Consider the following 17,130-nt stretch of genomic DNA (forward strand, 5'->3'; position numbering starts at 1 on the left):
GCGGCAGTTGCCAGACGGCTACCGCACCGTTTTAGACTCTCCAGATCGCTTGACCGTCCAGGAACTTGAGGGGACAAAGAATGCCGCTTACACCTGCCGACGTCCACAATGTGGCGTTCAGTAAGCCGCCTATCGGCAAACGCGGGTACAACGAAGATGAGGTCGACGCCTTCCTGGACCTGGTGGAAAACGAGCTGACCCGGCTGATCGAGGAGAACTCTGATCTGCGTCAGCGGATCGCCGAGCTGGATCAGGAACTGGCCGCCGGCGGCGGTGGGGGAGCCGCCGCGCCTACCGTTGCCCAGCCGATTCCGACGTTCGAGCCCGAGCCGGAGCCGGTCAAGCCCGCGCCGGTGGCGGCCCCGGCTGCGGCGCCGTCGGCCAGCAACGAGGAACAGGCGATGAAGGCCGCCCGGGTGCTCAGCCTGGCCCAGGACACGGCTGACCGGTTGACCAGCACGGCCAAGGCCGAGGCGGACAAGATGCTGTCCGACGCCCGGACGAATGCCGACCAGATCCTCAGTGAGGCGCGTCATACTGCCGAGACCACGGTGTCGGAGGCTCGGCAGCGGGCGGACGCGATGCTGGCCGACGCCACGTCGCGTTCGGAGACCCAACTGCGCCAGGCCCAGGAGAAGGCCGACGCGCTGCAGGCTGACGCCGAGCGGAAGCACTCCGAGATCATGGGGACCATCAACCAGCAGCGCACGGTGCTGGAAGGCCGCCTCGAGCAGCTGCGGACCTTCGAACGCGAGTACCGGACCCGGCTCAAGACCTACCTGGAATCACAGCTGGAAGAGCTGGGCCAGCGTGGGTCCGCGGCGCCCGTCGACTCCAGCGCCGATGCGGGCGGTTTCGACCAGTTCAATCGCGGCAACTGACGCACTGCGGGGGCTGGTACACGCGCGGGCTGCCCCTTCGGCGCCTTCGGTGCTGGTAGGTTGGGCAGTCGCACCGCGCCGGCCGGAGGATGACCAATGTTGATCATTGCGCTCGTATTAGCCCTGATCGGGCTTGTCGCCCTGGTATTCGCGGTGGTGACGAGCAACGAGCTGGTGGCGTGGGTGTGTATCGGTGCCAGCGTGCTGGGGGTCATTCTGCTGATCGTCGACGGGGTACGGGAGCGCCAGCAGCGCGACGCGGCGCCCACGGAAGAGGACGCGCAGGCGGAGGACGACGGCGAACCGCTCGACGCAGTCGACTACCCGGAAGAGGCCGGCGAGGCTGACGACTCAACTGCCGAGCCCGCCCAGGTTGCCGAAGAACCGGCGGTCGACGAAAGTTCCAAGAAGTAACTGTCAGCCCGGCGGGACCTCCCCGGTCCGTGTGGCCAGCAGTGCCCGCACCTCGTCGTCGGTGACCTGACGAAAATCCGCATAGACCTGCCCGACGGCGTCGAAGTCGACCGGCATCGTGGCGCACACCACGTCGTCGGCTTCCGCGGCGAGTTGGCGACAGGCTGAGCGGGGCCCTACCGGCACTCCGACCACCACCGACTGCGCTCCGGCGGCACGCACCGCCCGCACCGCGGCCAGCATGCTCGCCCCGGTGGCGATGCCGTCGTCGACCAGTAAAACGGTGCGGCCCCGCGGGTCGGCTTCCGCGCGATCGCCGCGGTAGGCGTGTTCACGGCGGCGCAGTTCGGTGGTCTCGCTCTCGATGACCCTGCGCACCTGTTCTTCGTCGATGTGCAGGCTGGACACCACGTCGTCGTTCATCACCACCCGCCCGCCGCTGGCCAGCGCGCCCATTGCCAGTTCCGGCCAGCGCGGGACACCGAGCTTCCGGACGACGAAAACGTCCAGATCGGCGCCCAGCGCCGCGGCGACCTCCCAGGCGACGGGCACGCCGCCGCGGGCCAGACCGAGCACGAGCAGACCAGGTCTGCCTCGGTAAGACGCGAGCTCGGCCGCCAGCACGCGGCCCGCTTCGCGGCGGTCGCGGTACCTACGGGTGGGCATCCGACGGAGAAAGCCCCTGACTGGGGTCATGATCACACTCCCGACTGCAGGCCTCATTCAGCCTACGACCCCGCGCATTGCACATCGAGCCCTCAGCGGCGCCACATCGAGCCTGCGGTGAGGGTTGTCAACACCCGGGAAAGGCCGCCCTGTGCGCAGCCTGAACGCCGCTCGCGCAGCCTCGGCGAAGCGCCGTGTCACCTGGGTGTCCGAGGGGGGACTTGAACCCCCACGCCCATTAGTAGGGCACTAGCACCTCAAGCTAGCGCGTCTGCCATTCCGCCACTCGGACCCGACCAACCACATGAGTTGGCAGCTAAGGCTATCGGATCGATTCACGTCGGCCCAATCGGCCTCGGCCGACAGCGAGTCGCGTCCGCTCGCAGAGCAGTGGTAGGAAAGGTGACTGTGACCCGAGCGACGGCGGCTGACCCGAGTAACCCCTCAGATCCAGCCGATGAGGTGGCCGAAACCGTCAGCGCGCTGATCCGGTTCGACACCAGTAACACCGGTGAACTCGAGACCACCAAGGGCGAGGCCGAGTGCGCCCACTGGATCGCCGAACAGCTCGCCGAGGTCGGTTACGAGACCGAATATGTCGAATCCGGGGCACCAGGCCGGGGCAACGTGTTCGCCCGCCTGCCCGGCGCCGACCGTACCCGCGGCGCCCTGATGATCCACGGGCACCTGGACGTGGTGCCGGCGGAGCCGGCCGATTGGAGCGTGCACCCGTTCTCCGGTGCGATCGAGGACGGCTACGTCTGGGGCCGCGGCGCGGTCGACATGAAGGACATGGTCGGCATGACGCTGGTGCTGGCTCGGCATTTCAAGCGTGCCGGCATCGTGCCGCCCCGGGACCTGGTGTTCGCGTTCGTCGCCGATGAGGAGCACGGTGGCAAGTACGGAGCGCAATGGCTGGTCGACAACCGGCCGGATCTGTTCGACGGCGTCACCGAAGCGATCGGTGAAGTCGGGGGCTTCTCCCTGACAGTGCCGCGCCACGACGGCGGAGAGCGCCGGCTGTACCTGATCGAGACCGCGGAGAAGGGCATCCAGTGGATGCGGCTGACCGCCCGCGGACGGGCCGGGCACGGGTCGATGGTGCACGACAACAACGCGGTCACCGCGGTTGCCGAAGCCGTGGCCCGGCTCGGCCGTCATCAGTTCCCGCTGGTGGTCACCGACACGGTCGCCCAGTTCCTCGAAGCGGTGAGCGAGGAGACCGGCCTGGCCTTCGACGTCAACTCACCCGACCTCGACGGGATGATCGACAAGCTCGGCCCGATGGCGCGGATGCTCAAGGCCGTGCTGCACGACACCGCGAACCCGACCATGCTCAAGGCCGGTTACAAGGCCAACGTGGTGCCGGCGACCGCCGAAGCGGTGATCGACTGCCGCGTGCTGCCAGGGCGTCTGGCGGCGTTCGAAGCCGAGGTGGACGCGCTGCTGGGGCCGGACGTGACCAAGGAGTGGATCCGGAGCCTGAGCTCGTATGAGACCTCCTTCGACGGCGATCTGGTGGACGCGATGAACGCCGCGGTGCTGGCGCTGGACCCGGGAGCCCGCACGGTGCCCTACATGCTGTCCGGCGGTACGGATGCAAAAGCGTTCATGCGCTTGGGAATTCGCTGCTTCGGCTTCAGCCCGCTGCGGCTGCCGCCGGATCTTGATTTCACGTCGCTGTTCCATGGCGTAGACGAGCGGGTACCCATCGACGCGCTGCGGTTCGGCACCGAAGTGCTGGCGCACTTTCTCACCCACTGCTGATGACACGAGAGGACTCACTATGACAGTGCCCAATCCCTACGACGCGCTGCCCGACCTGCCGACGTTCACCCTGACCTCGGAGTCGATCACCGACGGTCAGCCCCTGTCCAATCCGCAGGTGAGCGGGATCATGGGAGCCGGGGGCGAGGACGTCAGCCCACAGCTGAGCTGGTCGGGATTTCCTGCCGAGACCCGCAGCTTCGCGGTCACGGTCTACGACCCTGACGCCCCGACGGCGTCCGGGTTCTGGCACTGGGCGGTGGCCAACCTGCCGGTCGACGTCACCGAGTTGCCCGCCGGCGCGGGTGATGGCAGCCAATTGCCGGGCGGTGCGCTGACGCTGGCCAACGACGCCGGGCAGCGTCGCTACATCGGTGCCGCGCCGCCCCCGGGTCACGGTCCGCACCGCTACTACGTGGCCGTGCACGCGGTCGATGTCGACAAACTGGATCTGCCCGAGGACGCCACGCCGGCCTACCTGGGCTTCAACCTGTTCCAGCACGCGATCGCCCGCGCGGTCATTCACGGAACTTACGAGCAGACATAACTGAGGTGCGCGCCTGCGTGCTCGTCTTGCCCGGCGGCAAGGTGCGCAGTGCCGAGCCGTCGCGCTGGTGGCAACCGGCGAACCTGCGGATGGTGTTCGTCGCACGTGCTCTGCGGCGCCGGCTCGGTTCCGATGTCGTTGTGCGGCGCGTTCGGTACCGGCTGCGGGGGTGGAATAGCCCGCAACGCGATCCGGTGCTCGACGCCGAGGCGGTGCTGCGTAGGTGCCACAGCCGGTGGCAGCCGGAAAGTGTTGTGCTGGTCGGTCATTCGATGGGTGGACGGGTGGCGGCGCAGTTGGCCGCCCAGGGTGGCATCGCGGCTGTGGTAGCGCTGGCGCCGTGGTGGGCCGGGGACAAGGGTGACCTGATCCCGGTCGGCACCCGGCTCCTGGTGTTGCACGGCACCGCCGACACCAGGACCGACCCCCGCACTTCCTATGTTCAGACACAGCGGGCCGGCCGGCGTGGCCTGGACGCTCAGTGGGTCGGTATCGCCGGAGCCGGACACGCCATGGTCCGTCACTGGCGTCAATGGCATGGCCGCACGGCCGATTTCGTTGCCGAGTCCGTAGCCGCAAATCATCGCCACGGGCAATCCTGGCAGCAACAATGAGGAGGCGCCCGTCCGCGCCGCGGCCGGGACCGAGGAGCTTCGCCGAGAACGCTGGGAGAGCCGATGGCCAGTACCGACCGCGTCACCGTTGTGGTGGCCGACGATCACCCGGTGATGCGAGAAGGCGTCGTTCGAGCCCTCAAGGGCAGCGGCCGGGTCGATGTCGTCGCCCAGGTGGCCGAGGGGCGTGCGGCTTTGGAGGCCATCAAGAAGTTCCGGCCTGCGGTCGCGCTTCTCGACTACAAGATGCCGGGGCTGGACGGCCTCGAGGTGACGCACGCGATCGTCCGCGACGGCTTGCCTACCAGTGTGGTGCTGCTGACCGCTTTCGATGACAGCCCGGTCGTGTTCAAGGCCCTGGCCGAGGGGGCATCGGGTTTTCTCACAAAGGAATCCGACGCCGACGAAATCGTGAACGCCGTTCTGCGGTGCGCCGCCGGGGAGTCGTATTTGCCGGCGGGCGTGGCCGGAGGTTTGGCCGGCGAAGTCAGACGGCGCGGCAGAGGGGCGACAACCTCCCTGACCGAGCGCGAGACCCAGGTGATCACGATGATGGCCGAAGGGCTCTCGGTTCCGCAGATCGCCGCACGACTTCACTTGGCGCGCAGCACAATTAAGACACATGTGCAGACGCTTTATGAAAAGCTCGGCGTCTCCGATCGCGGCGCGGCCGTCGCCGAGGCGATGCGGCGCCGCTTGCTGGAGTAGGGCCGGCCGGGTCAGGCGTAGACCCGCTGCGGTGCCACACTGGCCCGCAGTGGCAGTTGCACCCGCACATGCGCCCCGGTGGGTTCGTCGATGACGGTCAACGCGCCACCGGCGGCTTGAACGCGGGCCCGGTGTGAAGCAAGACCGATGTGTCCCTCCGCGAAACGGCGGGCCGCCATGTCGTCGGTTATTCCGATCCCGTCGTCGATCACATCGACTCGCGCAACCCCGCGGTCCACTGCCACTGTCACCGTCGCCGAACGGGCCTGCGAATGGCGGGCCACGTTGGAGACCAGTTCCCGGATGACCCCGAAGAGGATCGGGTCGATGGCGTTCGGGCCGGGGTAGTCGATGTCGGTCGAGATCGCGATGCCGGAGCGTTCCGCGGCAACCGACACCAACTTGTCCACGGCCGCGGCCAGTCCGACTTGCTCGAGTAGCGCCGGGTGCAATTCAAAAGTGGCCTCGCGCAGTAGGTGTGATGCGTCCCGCAGGCTGGTCAGCGCCTGTTCCAATGGCGCATCCGGGGATGCCTTGAGGAAGCTGGCCAGATCACGGCGGGCGGCCAGCACGTCCTGCAGCGGTCCGTCGTGGATGAACTCCGATATCTGTCGCCGCTCGGCCTGCGAGGCCGTCATCGTCTGGGCCAACAGCTCTTCCCGCGAGGCCGTCAGCGTGGCCATCTCGTCGACGTTGCGTAATCGGAAGACGACCATCAAAAACGCTGTGGCGCAGACGAACCCGTACATCATGACGATCAGGATCACCTCCCAGGCGCCGACCCGGGGCATGATGACGGGGTCCTGCAGCAGGGACGCGGCGAACACCGCGAGGCTGGTGGCCAGTACCGCACCGGCGCGGCGCAGCGATAACTCGCCGGCCACCAGTCGCGGCAGCAGCGCCATCACCAGCAGCGGTATATAGCCGCCCGGCGACAGCAGTTTGAACCCGAAAACCGCTGCGACGTCGGACAGTCCGAGCACCATCAGCGCGGTGTCGTCGCCGAACTGATTGCCGCCGGTGAAGGCGATCAGCAGCGCGGCCAGCGTCACCAGAGCGTAGATCCCCAGCAATACCGCTTTCGCCGGCAGCCGAGCGGGATCGTCGGCGATCAGCATGGCGACGATCATGATGACCAGGACGCCGACGCGAAGCAGCGATCCGCCCTGCAATGAGCGCAACCGTTGTCGTCGCAGGACCTGCTCGATATCTGTGCTGCTCATCAGTCACCTACCGTAGCCGCGCATGTTGTTCTTGCGAATGTACAACGGCTCAGCCCCAATTCAGTTGAGTAGGAAACCGTCTGCGGTCGGCGTCGTCACCGCGACATGACGTTGTTGAAGAACCCGGAGAGGTTGGTGCCGGCATTCGCGACGCCCGAAAGCGTGGTGCCGACATTGGCCAGGCCCGATGCCCATTGGCCGTCGTTGAGGTAGCCGGAGTTTCCCGGTGCTCCCTGGTTGCGGAATCCCGAGGTGTCGACGAACGCGTTGAACAGGCCCGATACTTCGCCATCGGCAGAATTGAGGAACCCCGATGCGCCCCCGCCGCCGGAGTTGAAGAAGCCGGACGACGGGTCGGTCGAGGAGTTGAAGAATCCCGGGTTCTGCTGATGTTCGAAGCCGAAGGTGTACGGGCCCACGGTGCCGCTGCCTGGCAGATCGATTGTCTGGCCCAGGATCTGGTCGATCGACGTTTCCGAAACCAGGGTGGTGGCACTGATGGTCCAGCCGCCGATGCTGTCGTTGTACACCGTGGTCGTCACGGTGGTGCACCGGTAGAACGGGTACTCATACCACGGGTAACAGACCGTTTGCTGCAGCTGCACCTTGATCGGAACGTCGGAGATGTTGAACTCGTCCAGGGTGATCGCGTTGATCTGGCCGGTGACCGGTACCTCGATGGGCGCGTTCACGTCGTAGTGCCAGGGGATTTCGGGAATGGTCGTTGAATACCCCACGGCGCCGAGGCCCTGATAGTCGCCTCGCCAGAACAGGCCGTTGCTGTAGCTGCCGGTGATGAAGGCGCCGGTGTCGACGTTGCCCGCGTTGGCCAGGCCGGTGTTGGAGGTGCCGGTATTGAACAGTCCCGTGTTGAAGCTCCCGGGGTTGAGCAGCCCGGTGTTGTAGCTGCCCGGGTTGAAGCTGCCGGTATTGGTGGAACCGGTGTTGTAGCTGCCGGTGTTGTAGTTGCCGATGTTGGCGATGCCGGTGTTGGCCGTTCCGTTGTTGAACAGGCCCGTGTTGGTGTCGCCGGTGTTCGCGATGCCCCAGTTTCCGCTGCCGGAGTTGAAGAATCCGACGTTGTTGCTGCCGGAGTTGAACAGGCCGATGTTGTCGGTGCCGTTGTTCAACGACCCGAGTCCGAATTGGCCGGTGCCGCTCAGGCCGATGCCGATGTTGCCCTGGCCGGTGTTGCCGAACCCGAGGTTGTTGTTGCCGATGTTGCCGCTGCCCAGGTTGTGGCTGCCAGCATTGCCGCTGCCCAGGTTGTGGCTGCCGAGGTTGCCGTTGCCGAGGTTGAGGTCGCCGACGTTGGCGAAGCCAAGGTTGTAGTCGCCGAGATTGGCTGCGCCCACATTGAGTTGGCCGCCGTTCGCCAGCCCCACGTTGAACACGGTGCCGTTGGGGCCGTCACGGAACAGGCCGGCCAGGTCGGCGCCGACGCTTACGGCGCCGGAGACGTTGGCCGGCGTCGCGGTGTTGAAGATGCCGGAGACGGTGTCTCCGAAGTTGACCAGACCCGATTGCAGCCCACCGACATTGCGGTAGCCGGAAACGTCCCCCGACGAGAGGTTGCGGAAACCGGAGCTGTCGAATCCGACATTGCCGAAGCCCGAGGCAGGCCCGGCGCCGGAGTTGAAGAAGCCGGACGACGGGCCGGCGGTCGAGTTGCCGAATCCCGGTGCGGCCGGGGCGTTGATGAGCGGAATGCTGATGGGACCCACGCCGCCCGATGCGTCGATCCCGATCACCGTCGAGCCGTCGGGGTTACCGATGTTGATTGCGACGGCGGGCTGTTCGCCGAAGCTGATCAGGATCGGGTCACCCGTCTCGGCGCCGTAGACGCTGATGGGTCCGATGTAGCCGACAACTTCTCCGCCGAGACCGTCGTCCAGGCCGCTGAACGAGATCTTGGGAATGGTGACCGGATTGACTTGAATGTCGTTGAGGCTGACCGTTATCGGAATGTTGAGCGGAATGTCGACGGTGAGATGCGCGGGGATCTCCGGCACCGTGATCGCGTAGTAGGCGCCGAGCTGGCCTTGGCTGTCGCCGCGCCAGAGCAGTCCGTTGTTCTGGTTTCCGGTGTTGTAGGCGCCGGTGTTGAGGGTGCCGGTGTTGGCCAGGCCGGTGTTGTAGTTGCCGGTGTTGGCTAGGCCGGTGTTGTAGGTGCCCGGGTTGAGGCTGCCGGTGTTGGTGTTGCCGGTGTTGTAGTTGCCGGTGTTGTTGTTGCCGATGTTGGCGATGCCGGTGTTGGTGTTGCCGGGGTTGAACAGGCCGGTGTTGGTGTCGCCGGTGTTGGCGATGCCGGTGTTGTAGTCCCCGGAGTTGGCGATGCCCCAGTTTCCGTTGCCGGAGTTGAAGAATCCGATGTTGTTGCTGCCGGTGTTGAACAGGCCGATGTTGTTGGTGCCGTTGTTCAGTGGGCCGAGGCCGACGCCGAGGCCGACGCCGAGGCCGATGTGACCGGTGCCGGTGAGGCCGATGCCGATGTTGCCTTGGCCGGTGTTGCCGAAGCCGATGTTGTTGTTGCCGGTGTTGCCGAAGCCGAGGTTGTGGTTGCCGGTGTTGCCGCTGCCGAGGTTGTGGTCGCCGAGGTTGCCGTTGCCGAGGTTGCCCGAGCCGGTGTTGGCGTAGCCGATGTTCCAGACCCCGGTGTTGGCTAGGCCGGTGTTGAAGGCGGTGCCGGTGTTGGTGCGCAGTGCGCCGGCCAGGTCGGTGCCGGTGTTGGCGAAGCCGGAGATGGTGGTGGGTGTGGCGGTGTTGAGGTAGCCCGAGACGGTGGTGCCGTAGTTGGCCAGGCCGGATTGCAGGGTTCCGGCGTTGCGGTAGCCCGAGACGGTTCCTGAGGACAGGTTGTGGAACCCGGAGGCGCCGGTGCCGGTGTTGCCGAAGCCGGAGGTGGGGCCGGTGCCGGAGTTGAAGAATCCCGAGGACGGGGTGGTGCTCGTGTTACCGAAACCCGGTGCCGCCGGGATATCGACGAACGTGATGTCGATCGGCCCGATGCCGCTGTCGATGGTGATCGGGATGACGGTGTCCGGGCCGCCGATCAGCGCCGTAACAGTAGGCACGACCGCGGTGATGGCCGGGATGGAAATGGTGCTGAAGGTGATGCTGAGATACGACGAGCCCAGGAGGCTGACGGTGATCGGATTGATCGTGAACGGGTTGACGACGATATCCGCGATACCGAGGCTAAGGGGGATATTGACCGGTATTGCAAAGTCCAGGCTCAGCGGTGAGAACTCGGGAATGTGGATTCCGGCGTGGAAACCGTACAGCCCCTGGTAATCGCCCCGCCAGAACAGACCGTTGCTGTAATTCCCGGCATTGAACGCCCCGGTGTTCACATTGCCCGTATTCGCCAAGCCCGTGTTGTAATTCCCGGGATTGAGGAAACCGGTGTTGTAGTCGCCTGAGTTGAAGCCGCCGGTGTTGGCGCTGCCGAGGTTGTAGCTGCCCGTGTTGTAGCTGCCAGGGTTGGCCAGGCCCGTGTTCGCGGTGCCAGTGTTGAAGATGCCCGTGCTGTAGCCGCCCGCGTTGGCGATCCCGGTATCGCCCATACCGGGATTCCATAGGCCCGCGGTGGAGCTGCCGGCGTTACCGATGCCGTTGTTGGCGACTCCGGAATTCTCGATGCCGCGGTTCGCGGTGCCCGAGTTGCCGATTCCGATGTTGCCGGTGCCGGCGTTGAACAGGCCGATGTTGCCGGTGCCGGAGTTGAACAACCCAAGATTGCCGCTGCCCGAATTCAGTGCGCCGATGCCGACTTCACCGTCGCCGCCGAGGCCGATGCCGATGTTGCCCGCACCGGTGTTGGCGAAACCGATGTTGGCGTTGCCGGTGTTGGCGAACCCGCGGTTGTGGTCCCCGGCGTTGGCGAACCCGCGGTTGCCATCGCCGAAGTTGCCGAAGCCGAGGTTGTGCCCACCCAGGTTGGCGGCGCCGAGGTTGTGTGCGCCGTGGTTTCCGAAGCCGAAGTTGCCGCTGCCGATGTTGGCGCCGCCAATGTTGCCGTTGCCGATGTTCCCGCTGCCGATGTTGACGTCACCGACGTTCCCAGATCCCGTGTTGAGGTTGCCGTCGTTGGCGAAGCCCACGTTGGACACCGCGAAGTCGCCGAACAGACCCGCCAGGTCGCTGCCTCGGTTGGCTACACCCGAGATGTGGGCTGCGGTGCTCAGGTCCAGCGTGCTGGTGTTGAACAGGCCGGACATGGTGTTCCCGAGGTTCGCCATACCCGAGAGCAGGTCGCCGACATTCTTGGCACCCGAGACGCCGGCGCCGCCGGAGCCGGTGTTGAAAAAGCCTGAGTTGTTGGCCCCGACGTTGGCCCATCCCGAGGAGCTGCCGGTGCCGGAGTTGAAGAAGCCAGACGACGGGACATCGGTGGAGTTGCCGTAGCCCGGCGCTGCCGGAATGTCGATGATCGGGATCGTGATGGGGCCTATGGCGCCCGTCCCGCTCAAGGTGAGGGCCGTCGTCGGGCCGCCGAGGCTGATTTCGATGGCGGGCAGGGAGATCGCGATATCGCCCAGGGTGATGGGTCCGACGCTGAGGGCTTGTGTCTCTCCGGTGCTCAGGACGTTGATGTCGGCGGTGTATTTGGGGATGGTGAAGCCCTGGACGGTCAGCGTGCCCAAGGTCGCGCTGATCGGGATGTCGATGGGGATCGAGACGCCGGCGCTGACCGGAATCGCGGTATCGGGCAGGGAGATTGTGTAGCTGTAACCGATCAGCCCTTGGTAATCGCCCCGCCAGAACATCCCGTTGCCGAAGTTTCCGGCGATGAACGCCCCGGTGTTGACGTTGCCCGAGTTGGCGATGCCGGTGTTGTAGCTGCCGGTGTTCGCCAGACCGGTGTTGTACGACCCCGGGTTGAATCCGAGGGTGTTGACGCGGCCGGCGTTGAAGCTGCCGGAGTTGTAGTCGCCCGCGTTGACGAAGCCGGTGTTCACATCGCCGGAGTTGAAGAGGCCGGTGTTGGTGCTGCCGGGGTTGAGCAGGCCGGTGTTGAGGTGACCGCTGTTGCCGAATCCCCAGTTGGCGGTGCCGGAGTTGCCGATGCCGACGTTTCCTGTTCCGGAGTTGAACAAGCCGGTGTTGCCGGTCCCGGAGTTGAACAGCCCGGTGTTTGCGCTGCCCGAATTCAGCGCGCCGAATCCCACTTCGCCGTTGCCGGTGAGCCCGATGCCGATGTTGTGGTTACCGGTGTTGGCCAAGCCGATATTGAAGTCGCCGGTGTTGGCGATGCCGGTGTTGGAGTTACCGGCATTGCCGAATCCGTGGTTGTCGGCGCCGACGTTGGCGCGGCCGATGTTGTGGTTCCCGAGGTTCCCGGACCCGAGATTCTGGGCGCCGAGGTTGCCGAAGCCGCCGTTGCAGACGCCGACGTTGCCTCCGCCGAGGTTCAGGTCCCCGAGGTTGCCGCCGCCGGCGTTGTAGTCGCCGACGTTGCCGAAGCCCGCGTTCAGCGTGCCGATGTTGGCCAGGCCGAAGTTGTAGGCCGTCGTCCCCGTCACGCTGTCGCGGTACCAGCCGGCGAGGTTGGTTCCGAGGTTGGCCACGCCTGAGACGTTCGACGGGGTCTGCAGGCCGGTGTTGAAGACGCCGGAAACGGTGCCGCCGAGGTTCGTCACGCCTGACAGGTAGGAGCCGACGTTGCGGTAGCCCGACACAGTCCCCGACGAAAGGTTGCCGAAGCCGGAGCTGCCGGCGCCGACATTGCCGAAACCCGATGCGGTGCCGGTGCCTGTGTTGAAGAATCCCGACGACGGGCCGGTGGTGGCATTGCCGAATCCCGGAGCGCCCCCGAAGTCGATGATGGTGAAGTCGCCGGGCCCAAGGGTGGCGTAGGCGGGGATGACGATCGCCGTCGAGCCGTCAACGTTGCCGATCTGGATCGCTGGGGTGGGGCCGGACGCGTACACCGGCGGAATGGTGAGCGAGTTGACCGTTCCCTCCAGGACGGGGATGGGCCCGAGCGCGACGGTGGTGCCGAAGGGTATGTCCTCGATCGTGATGCCGTGGTAGACGGTGGTCGTGAAGCTGCCAGAGACCGGGATGTCGACCGGGATCGTGGTGACGAGATTCAACGCGATCTGGGGGACGGTGATTGCGTAGTAGGCGCCGAGCTGGCCTTGGTTGTCGCCGCGCCAGAGCAGTCCGTTGTTCTGGTTTCCGGTGTTGTAGGCGCCGGTGTTGAGGGTGCCGGTGTTGGCCAGGCCGGTGTTGTAGTTGCCGGTGTTGGCTAGGCCGGTGTTGTAGGTGCCCGGGTTGAGGCTGCCGGTGTTGGTGTTGCCGGTGTTGTAGTTGCCGGTGTTGTTGTTGCCGATGTTGGCGATGCCGGTGTTGGTGTTGCCGGGGTTGAAAAGGCCGGTGTTGGTGTCGCCGGTGTTGGCGATGCCGGTGTTGTAGTCCCCGGAGTTGGCGATGCCCCAGTTTCCGTTGCCGGAGTTGAAGAATCCGATGTTGTTGCTGCCGGTGTTGAACAGGCCGATGTTGTTGGTGCCGTTGTTCAGTGGGCCGAGGCCGACGCCGAGGCCGACGCCGAGGCCGATGTGACCGGTGCCGGTGAGGCCGATGCCGATGTTGCCCTGGCCGGTGTTGCCGAAGCCGATGTTGCCCTGGCCGGTGTTGCCGCTGCCGAGGTTGTGGTTGCCGGTGTTGCCGCTGCCGAGGTTGAGGTCGCCGAGGTTGCCGTTGCCGAGGTTGCCCGAGCCGGTGTTGGCGTAGCCGATGTTCCAGACCCCGGTGTTGGCTAGGCCGGTGTTGAAGGCGGTGCCGGTGTTGGTGCGCAGTGCGCCGGCCAGGTCGGTGCCGGTGTTGGCGAAGCCGGAGATGGTGGTGGGTGTGGCGGTGTTGAGGTAGCCCGAGACGGTGGTGCCGTAGTTGGCCAGGCCCGATTGCAGGGTTCCGGCGTTGCGGTAGCCCGAGACGGTTCCTGAGGACAGGTTGTGGAACCCGGAGGCGCCGGTGCCGGTGTTGCCGAAGCCGGAGGTGGGGCCGGTGCCGGAGTTGAAGAATCCCGAGGACGGGGTGGTGCTCGTGTTACCGAAACCCGGTGCCGCCGGGATATTCAGGATCTCGATGGTTCCGCCCTGCAGGGCGCCGACAACGGTGACGTCGATCGACGTCGCCGGGCTGCCGATGACGACGGTCACCGTCGGCGCGGTCAGATAAGACGTGGCGATTTCGACGGGACCTAGATAGAAGGCGCCGTTGAGGAAGTACGTCTTCGGATAGGTGTAGCCCGGAATGGTCCACTCCTGACCGCCCACCACCATCGTTTGGTTGAGCGGATTACGCGATGCGATGTCGATGGGAATGGTTGGAATATCGATGGCGACCTGGGCGCTGATCTGGCCCTGGTTGTTACCGGTGACGAACAGGCCGTTGTTGTAGTTGCCCCGGTTGAAGGCGCCGGTGTTGACACTCCCGGCGTTGTAGTACCCGGTGTTGTAACTGCCGGAGTTCAGCCCGCCGGTGTTGAAGCCGCCGGTGTTATAGCTACCGGTGTTGGTGCTGCCCGCGTTGAAGAAGCCGGTGTTGTAGCCGCCGGTGTTACCCAGGCCGGTGTTGATGTTGCCCGCGTTGAAGAAGCCGGTGTTGTAGCTGCCGGTGTTGCCGATGCCGGTGTTGCCGGCGCCCGGGTTCCCGATGCCCCAGTTGCCGGCGCCCGAGTTGCCGATGCCGATGTTTCCGGTGCCGGAGTTGAACAGGCCGATGTTGCCGGTGCCCGAGTTCAGGACGCCGAGGTTGGCGTTGCCGGAATTCAGTGCGCCGAAACCGATTTCGCCGCTGCCGGTGAGTCCGACACCGATATTGCTGCTGCCGGCGTTCGCGATGCCGACGTTGGAGTCTCCCGAGTTGGCGATCCCGAGGTTGGCCTTGCCGGTATTCCAGAAGCCCCGGTTCCCGGTGCCGGCATTGCCCGGACCGGCATTGCGGTCACCGAGGTTGCCCAGACCGAAGTTGTCCACCCCGATGCTTGCCACGCCGCGGTTTCTGTCACCGAGGTTTCCGCTGCCGAAGTTGGCGCTGCCGATATTGGCCGATCCGATATTGAAGTTGCCGATGTTTGCGCGACCGACGTTGCCGTGGCCGAGGTTCGCGAAGCCCAGGTTGGCGAAGCGCGGGTCGGCTTCAGCCTGGGCGCGGCCGAATTGCGTTGAACCGAAAGGATTCAGCGCCGCGGCGATCGTCGAAGCCTCGGCGTGGTAGGCGAACAGCGCGGACACGTCCTGGGCCCACATCTGCTCATATTCGGCTTCGACAGCGGCTATCGCCGGCGCGTTCAGCCCCAGCAGGTTGGCGGCCACGAGCCGGGTGAACGCCGCCCGGTTGGTGGAGATGATGTCCGGGTGCACGGTCGCCGCGCGTGCGGCCTCGAAAGCGCCCGCTGCCAACCGGGCCTGACTGGCTGCCTGCTCGGCGGCGACCGCCGCCCCACGCAGCCAACCCGAGTAGGGCGCAACCGCGTCCAGCATCGCCACCGACGCCGCGCCTTGCCACGATGAACCAGTCAGGCCGGCCGTCAGCGCCGAGAACGCGACCGCGCACGAACCCAGATCCGTGGCCAGGCCCTGCCAAGCCGCGGCCGCGGCCAGGACAGGGCTCGGCCCCGGCCCGGCAAACACCCGCCAGGAATTGTGTTCCGGCGGAAGTCTCGCGAAATCCATCACATCTCCCTAACCCCCAACAGCCGGTCGGCCCCGCAGTGAGGGGTGGTGCCGTAGGTAATCCCCGCGGGTAGGTCGTCCCGCCTGTGATCGGTTAGCTGCGCCGGGTGGGATCATCGTCATTCGAAGGGAATTCTCTGGAATTCGCAAACCGCCCATGTCCTGCTGTCCGCCGTTGGGCCGCACGGTCCAAGACGGTCGGTCAGCTCGCGGAAGAAGCATTAAAAGTATTGTTTAGCAACTAATTTCAGATCATTGCGCGTTCTCTGCCGGTGTCCGAACGAAGTCAGATGCGGCGTCATCCTCCCCCAATAGGGGGAGGAAATTTCATCCACCGAATCCGCCTGCTACCCGAAGGTGGTGGGCGCGTCTGCGCGCGAGAGTCATAGCTGGAGCAGTGGCCCTGTCACTCAATCCCACAACCGCGAAGGGGATCGAAGCGATGTCATATCTGTTGGCTGGCCCGCAAGCATTGTCGGCCGCGGCGGCTGACGTCGTCGGTATCGGTTCGGCTCTGCGCTGGGCAAATGCGACGGCAGCGGTTCCGACGACGTCGGTGTTGGCCGCGGCGGCCGATGAGGTCTCCGCCGCGGTGGCGTCGCTGTTTTCCGAGCACGGCCGGGAGTATCAACTGCTGAGCGCCCAATTGATGGGCTACCACGACCAATTCACGCAGACCCTGAACTCCGGCGCCCACAGCTACGCCGCCGCGGAGGCTGCGAACGCGTCGCCCCTGCAAACGGTCCTCAACCTGATCAACTCGCCCACCGAAGCGCTGCTGGGTCGCCCGTTGATCGGTAACGGCGCCGACGGGGCGAGTGGGCCGGTGGGCCAGCCCGGGCAGGACGGCGGCATCTTGATCGGAAATGGCGGCAAGGGCGGCAGCAGCACCGACGTGGGCGCTCCCGGCGCGGCGGGCGGCTCGGCCGGGCTGATCGGCGCCGGCGGGACCGGCGGCACCGGCGGAGCAGGCGGAGTCGGTGGCACCGGCGGCAGTGGTGGCTGGCTGCTCGGATCTGGCGGTGCCGGCGGAACCGGCGGTGCCGGCGGGTATGGCGGCCAGGGTGGTTCGGCCCTGTTTCTCGGCAACGGCGGTCCTGGCGGTGCCGGCGGCGCCGATCCGTTCGGTACCGGCGGTCACGGCGGCAGCGGCGGCAGGGCCGGGGCGGTGTTCGGCGTCGGGGGCGCCGGCGGTGCCGGCGGGATCGGTGCACTGGGCGGCACCGGCGGCGATGGTGGCACCGCAGCGCTGATCGGTGTCGGCGGTGCCGGTGGTGCCGGCGGGGCCGGCGCGGCAGGCGCGAGCGGCATGACCGGCGGGACCGGCGGGATAGGCGGGGTGGGCGGCACCGGGGGCGTGTTCGGCTTCGGTGGCCACGGCGGCGTCGGCGGTGACGGCGGCGCAGGTGGGGCCGGCACGGCCGGCCAGGAAGGTAGCACCGGCGCTGGCGGAGGAACGGCGGGCGCAGGCGGGGCCGGCGGTCAGGCCTTGTTCGGGTTCGGCGGGCAAGGTGGCACGGGCGGGGCCGGCGGCATGGGTGGAGCCGGCGGGGCTGCCGTCGGAGCTGGGGCGCAAGCCGGACAGGGCGGCACCGGGGGTCTCGGGGGTGCCGCGGGTGTCGGCCC

The 17,130-nt window shown here is 66.4% G+C and carries 9 protein-coding genes, 1 tRNA gene and 1 pseudogene; 7 read left to right on the forward strand and 4 right to left on the reverse strand.

The genetic code is table 11. The features are described 5' to 3' along the window. Positions 1–80 precede the first annotated feature (80 nt). Together wag31 and AWC08_RS25840 are read left to right on the forward strand one after the other, a co-directional pair. Positions 81–881 carry a DivIVA-like cell division protein Wag31 gene (gene wag31 / locus AWC08_RS25835; RefSeq protein WP_069434319.1) on the forward strand — a complete coding sequence of 267 codons (801 nt, stop codon included), beginning with the start codon at positions 81–83 and terminating at the stop codon, positions 879–881. Between the two features lie 96 nt (positions 882–977). Continuing rightward, complete coding sequence (locus tag AWC08_RS25840; protein WP_069434318.1) at positions 978–1,295, forward strand: hypothetical protein; 318 nt, start codon at positions 978–980, stop codon at positions 1,293–1,295. Between the two features lie 3 nt (positions 1,296–1,298). Here the strand turns inward: AWC08_RS25840 and AWC08_RS25845 are convergent. Then, positions 1,299–1,991 (reverse strand): annotated as a pseudogene (locus AWC08_RS25845) (phosphoribosyltransferase); the annotation flags it as partial. A 176-nt stretch (positions 1,992–2,167) separates the two neighbouring features. Beyond that, positions 2,168–2,253, reverse strand: a tRNA-Leu gene (locus AWC08_RS25850). 116 nt (positions 2,254–2,369) lie between these two features. Here AWC08_RS25850 and AWC08_RS25855 point away from each other — a divergent pair. The 4 genes from AWC08_RS25855 (at position 2,370) to AWC08_RS25870 (ending at position 5,597) form a co-directional block, all read left to right on the forward strand. Then, complete coding sequence (locus AWC08_RS25855; protein ID WP_172835075.1) at positions 2,370–3,728, forward strand: M20/M25/M40 family metallo-hydrolase; 1,359 nt, start codon at positions 2,370–2,372, stop codon at positions 3,726–3,728. 19 nt (positions 3,729–3,747) lie between these two features. After that, positions 3,748–4,275, forward strand: coding sequence for a YbhB/YbcL family Raf kinase inhibitor-like protein (locus tag AWC08_RS25860; protein ID WP_065132519.1), 528 nt, complete (start codon positions 3,748–3,750; stop codon positions 4,273–4,275). 17 nt (positions 4,276–4,292) lie between these two features. Next, complete coding sequence (locus AWC08_RS25865; RefSeq protein WP_232007964.1) at positions 4,293–4,889, forward strand: alpha/beta hydrolase; 597 nt, start codon at positions 4,293–4,295, stop codon at positions 4,887–4,889. Positions 4,890–4,952: 63 nt separating this feature from the next. Further along, complete coding sequence (locus AWC08_RS25870; RefSeq protein WP_065132517.1) at positions 4,953–5,597, forward strand: response regulator; 645 nt, start codon at positions 4,953–4,955, stop codon at positions 5,595–5,597. Positions 5,598–5,608: 11 nt separating this feature from the next. Here AWC08_RS25870 and AWC08_RS25875 read toward each other — a convergent pair whose 3' ends face one another. Together AWC08_RS25875 and AWC08_RS25880 are read right to left on the reverse strand one after the other, a co-directional pair. Continuing rightward, positions 5,609–6,820, reverse strand: coding sequence for a sensor histidine kinase (locus tag AWC08_RS25875; protein WP_065132516.1), 1,212 nt, complete (start codon positions 6,818–6,820; stop codon positions 5,609–5,611). Positions 6,821–6,915: 95 nt separating this feature from the next. Then, complete coding sequence (locus tag AWC08_RS25880) at positions 6,916–15,504, reverse strand: PPE domain-containing protein (protein ID WP_085088408.1); 8,589 nt, start codon at positions 15,502–15,504, stop codon at positions 6,916–6,918. A 442-nt stretch (positions 15,505–15,946) separates the two neighbouring features. On the opposite strand from AWC08_RS25880, the gene AWC08_RS25885 reads away from it, so the two are divergent. Next, a partial coding sequence (locus tag AWC08_RS25885) for a PE family protein (RefSeq protein WP_142283813.1) occupies positions 15,947–17,130 on the forward strand: 1,184 nt, incomplete at its 3' end.

It is taken from the genome of Mycobacterium gordonae, from assembly GCF_002101675.1.
Taxonomy (GTDB): Bacteria; Actinomycetota; Actinomycetes; order Mycobacteriales; family Mycobacteriaceae; genus Mycobacterium; species Mycobacterium gordonae.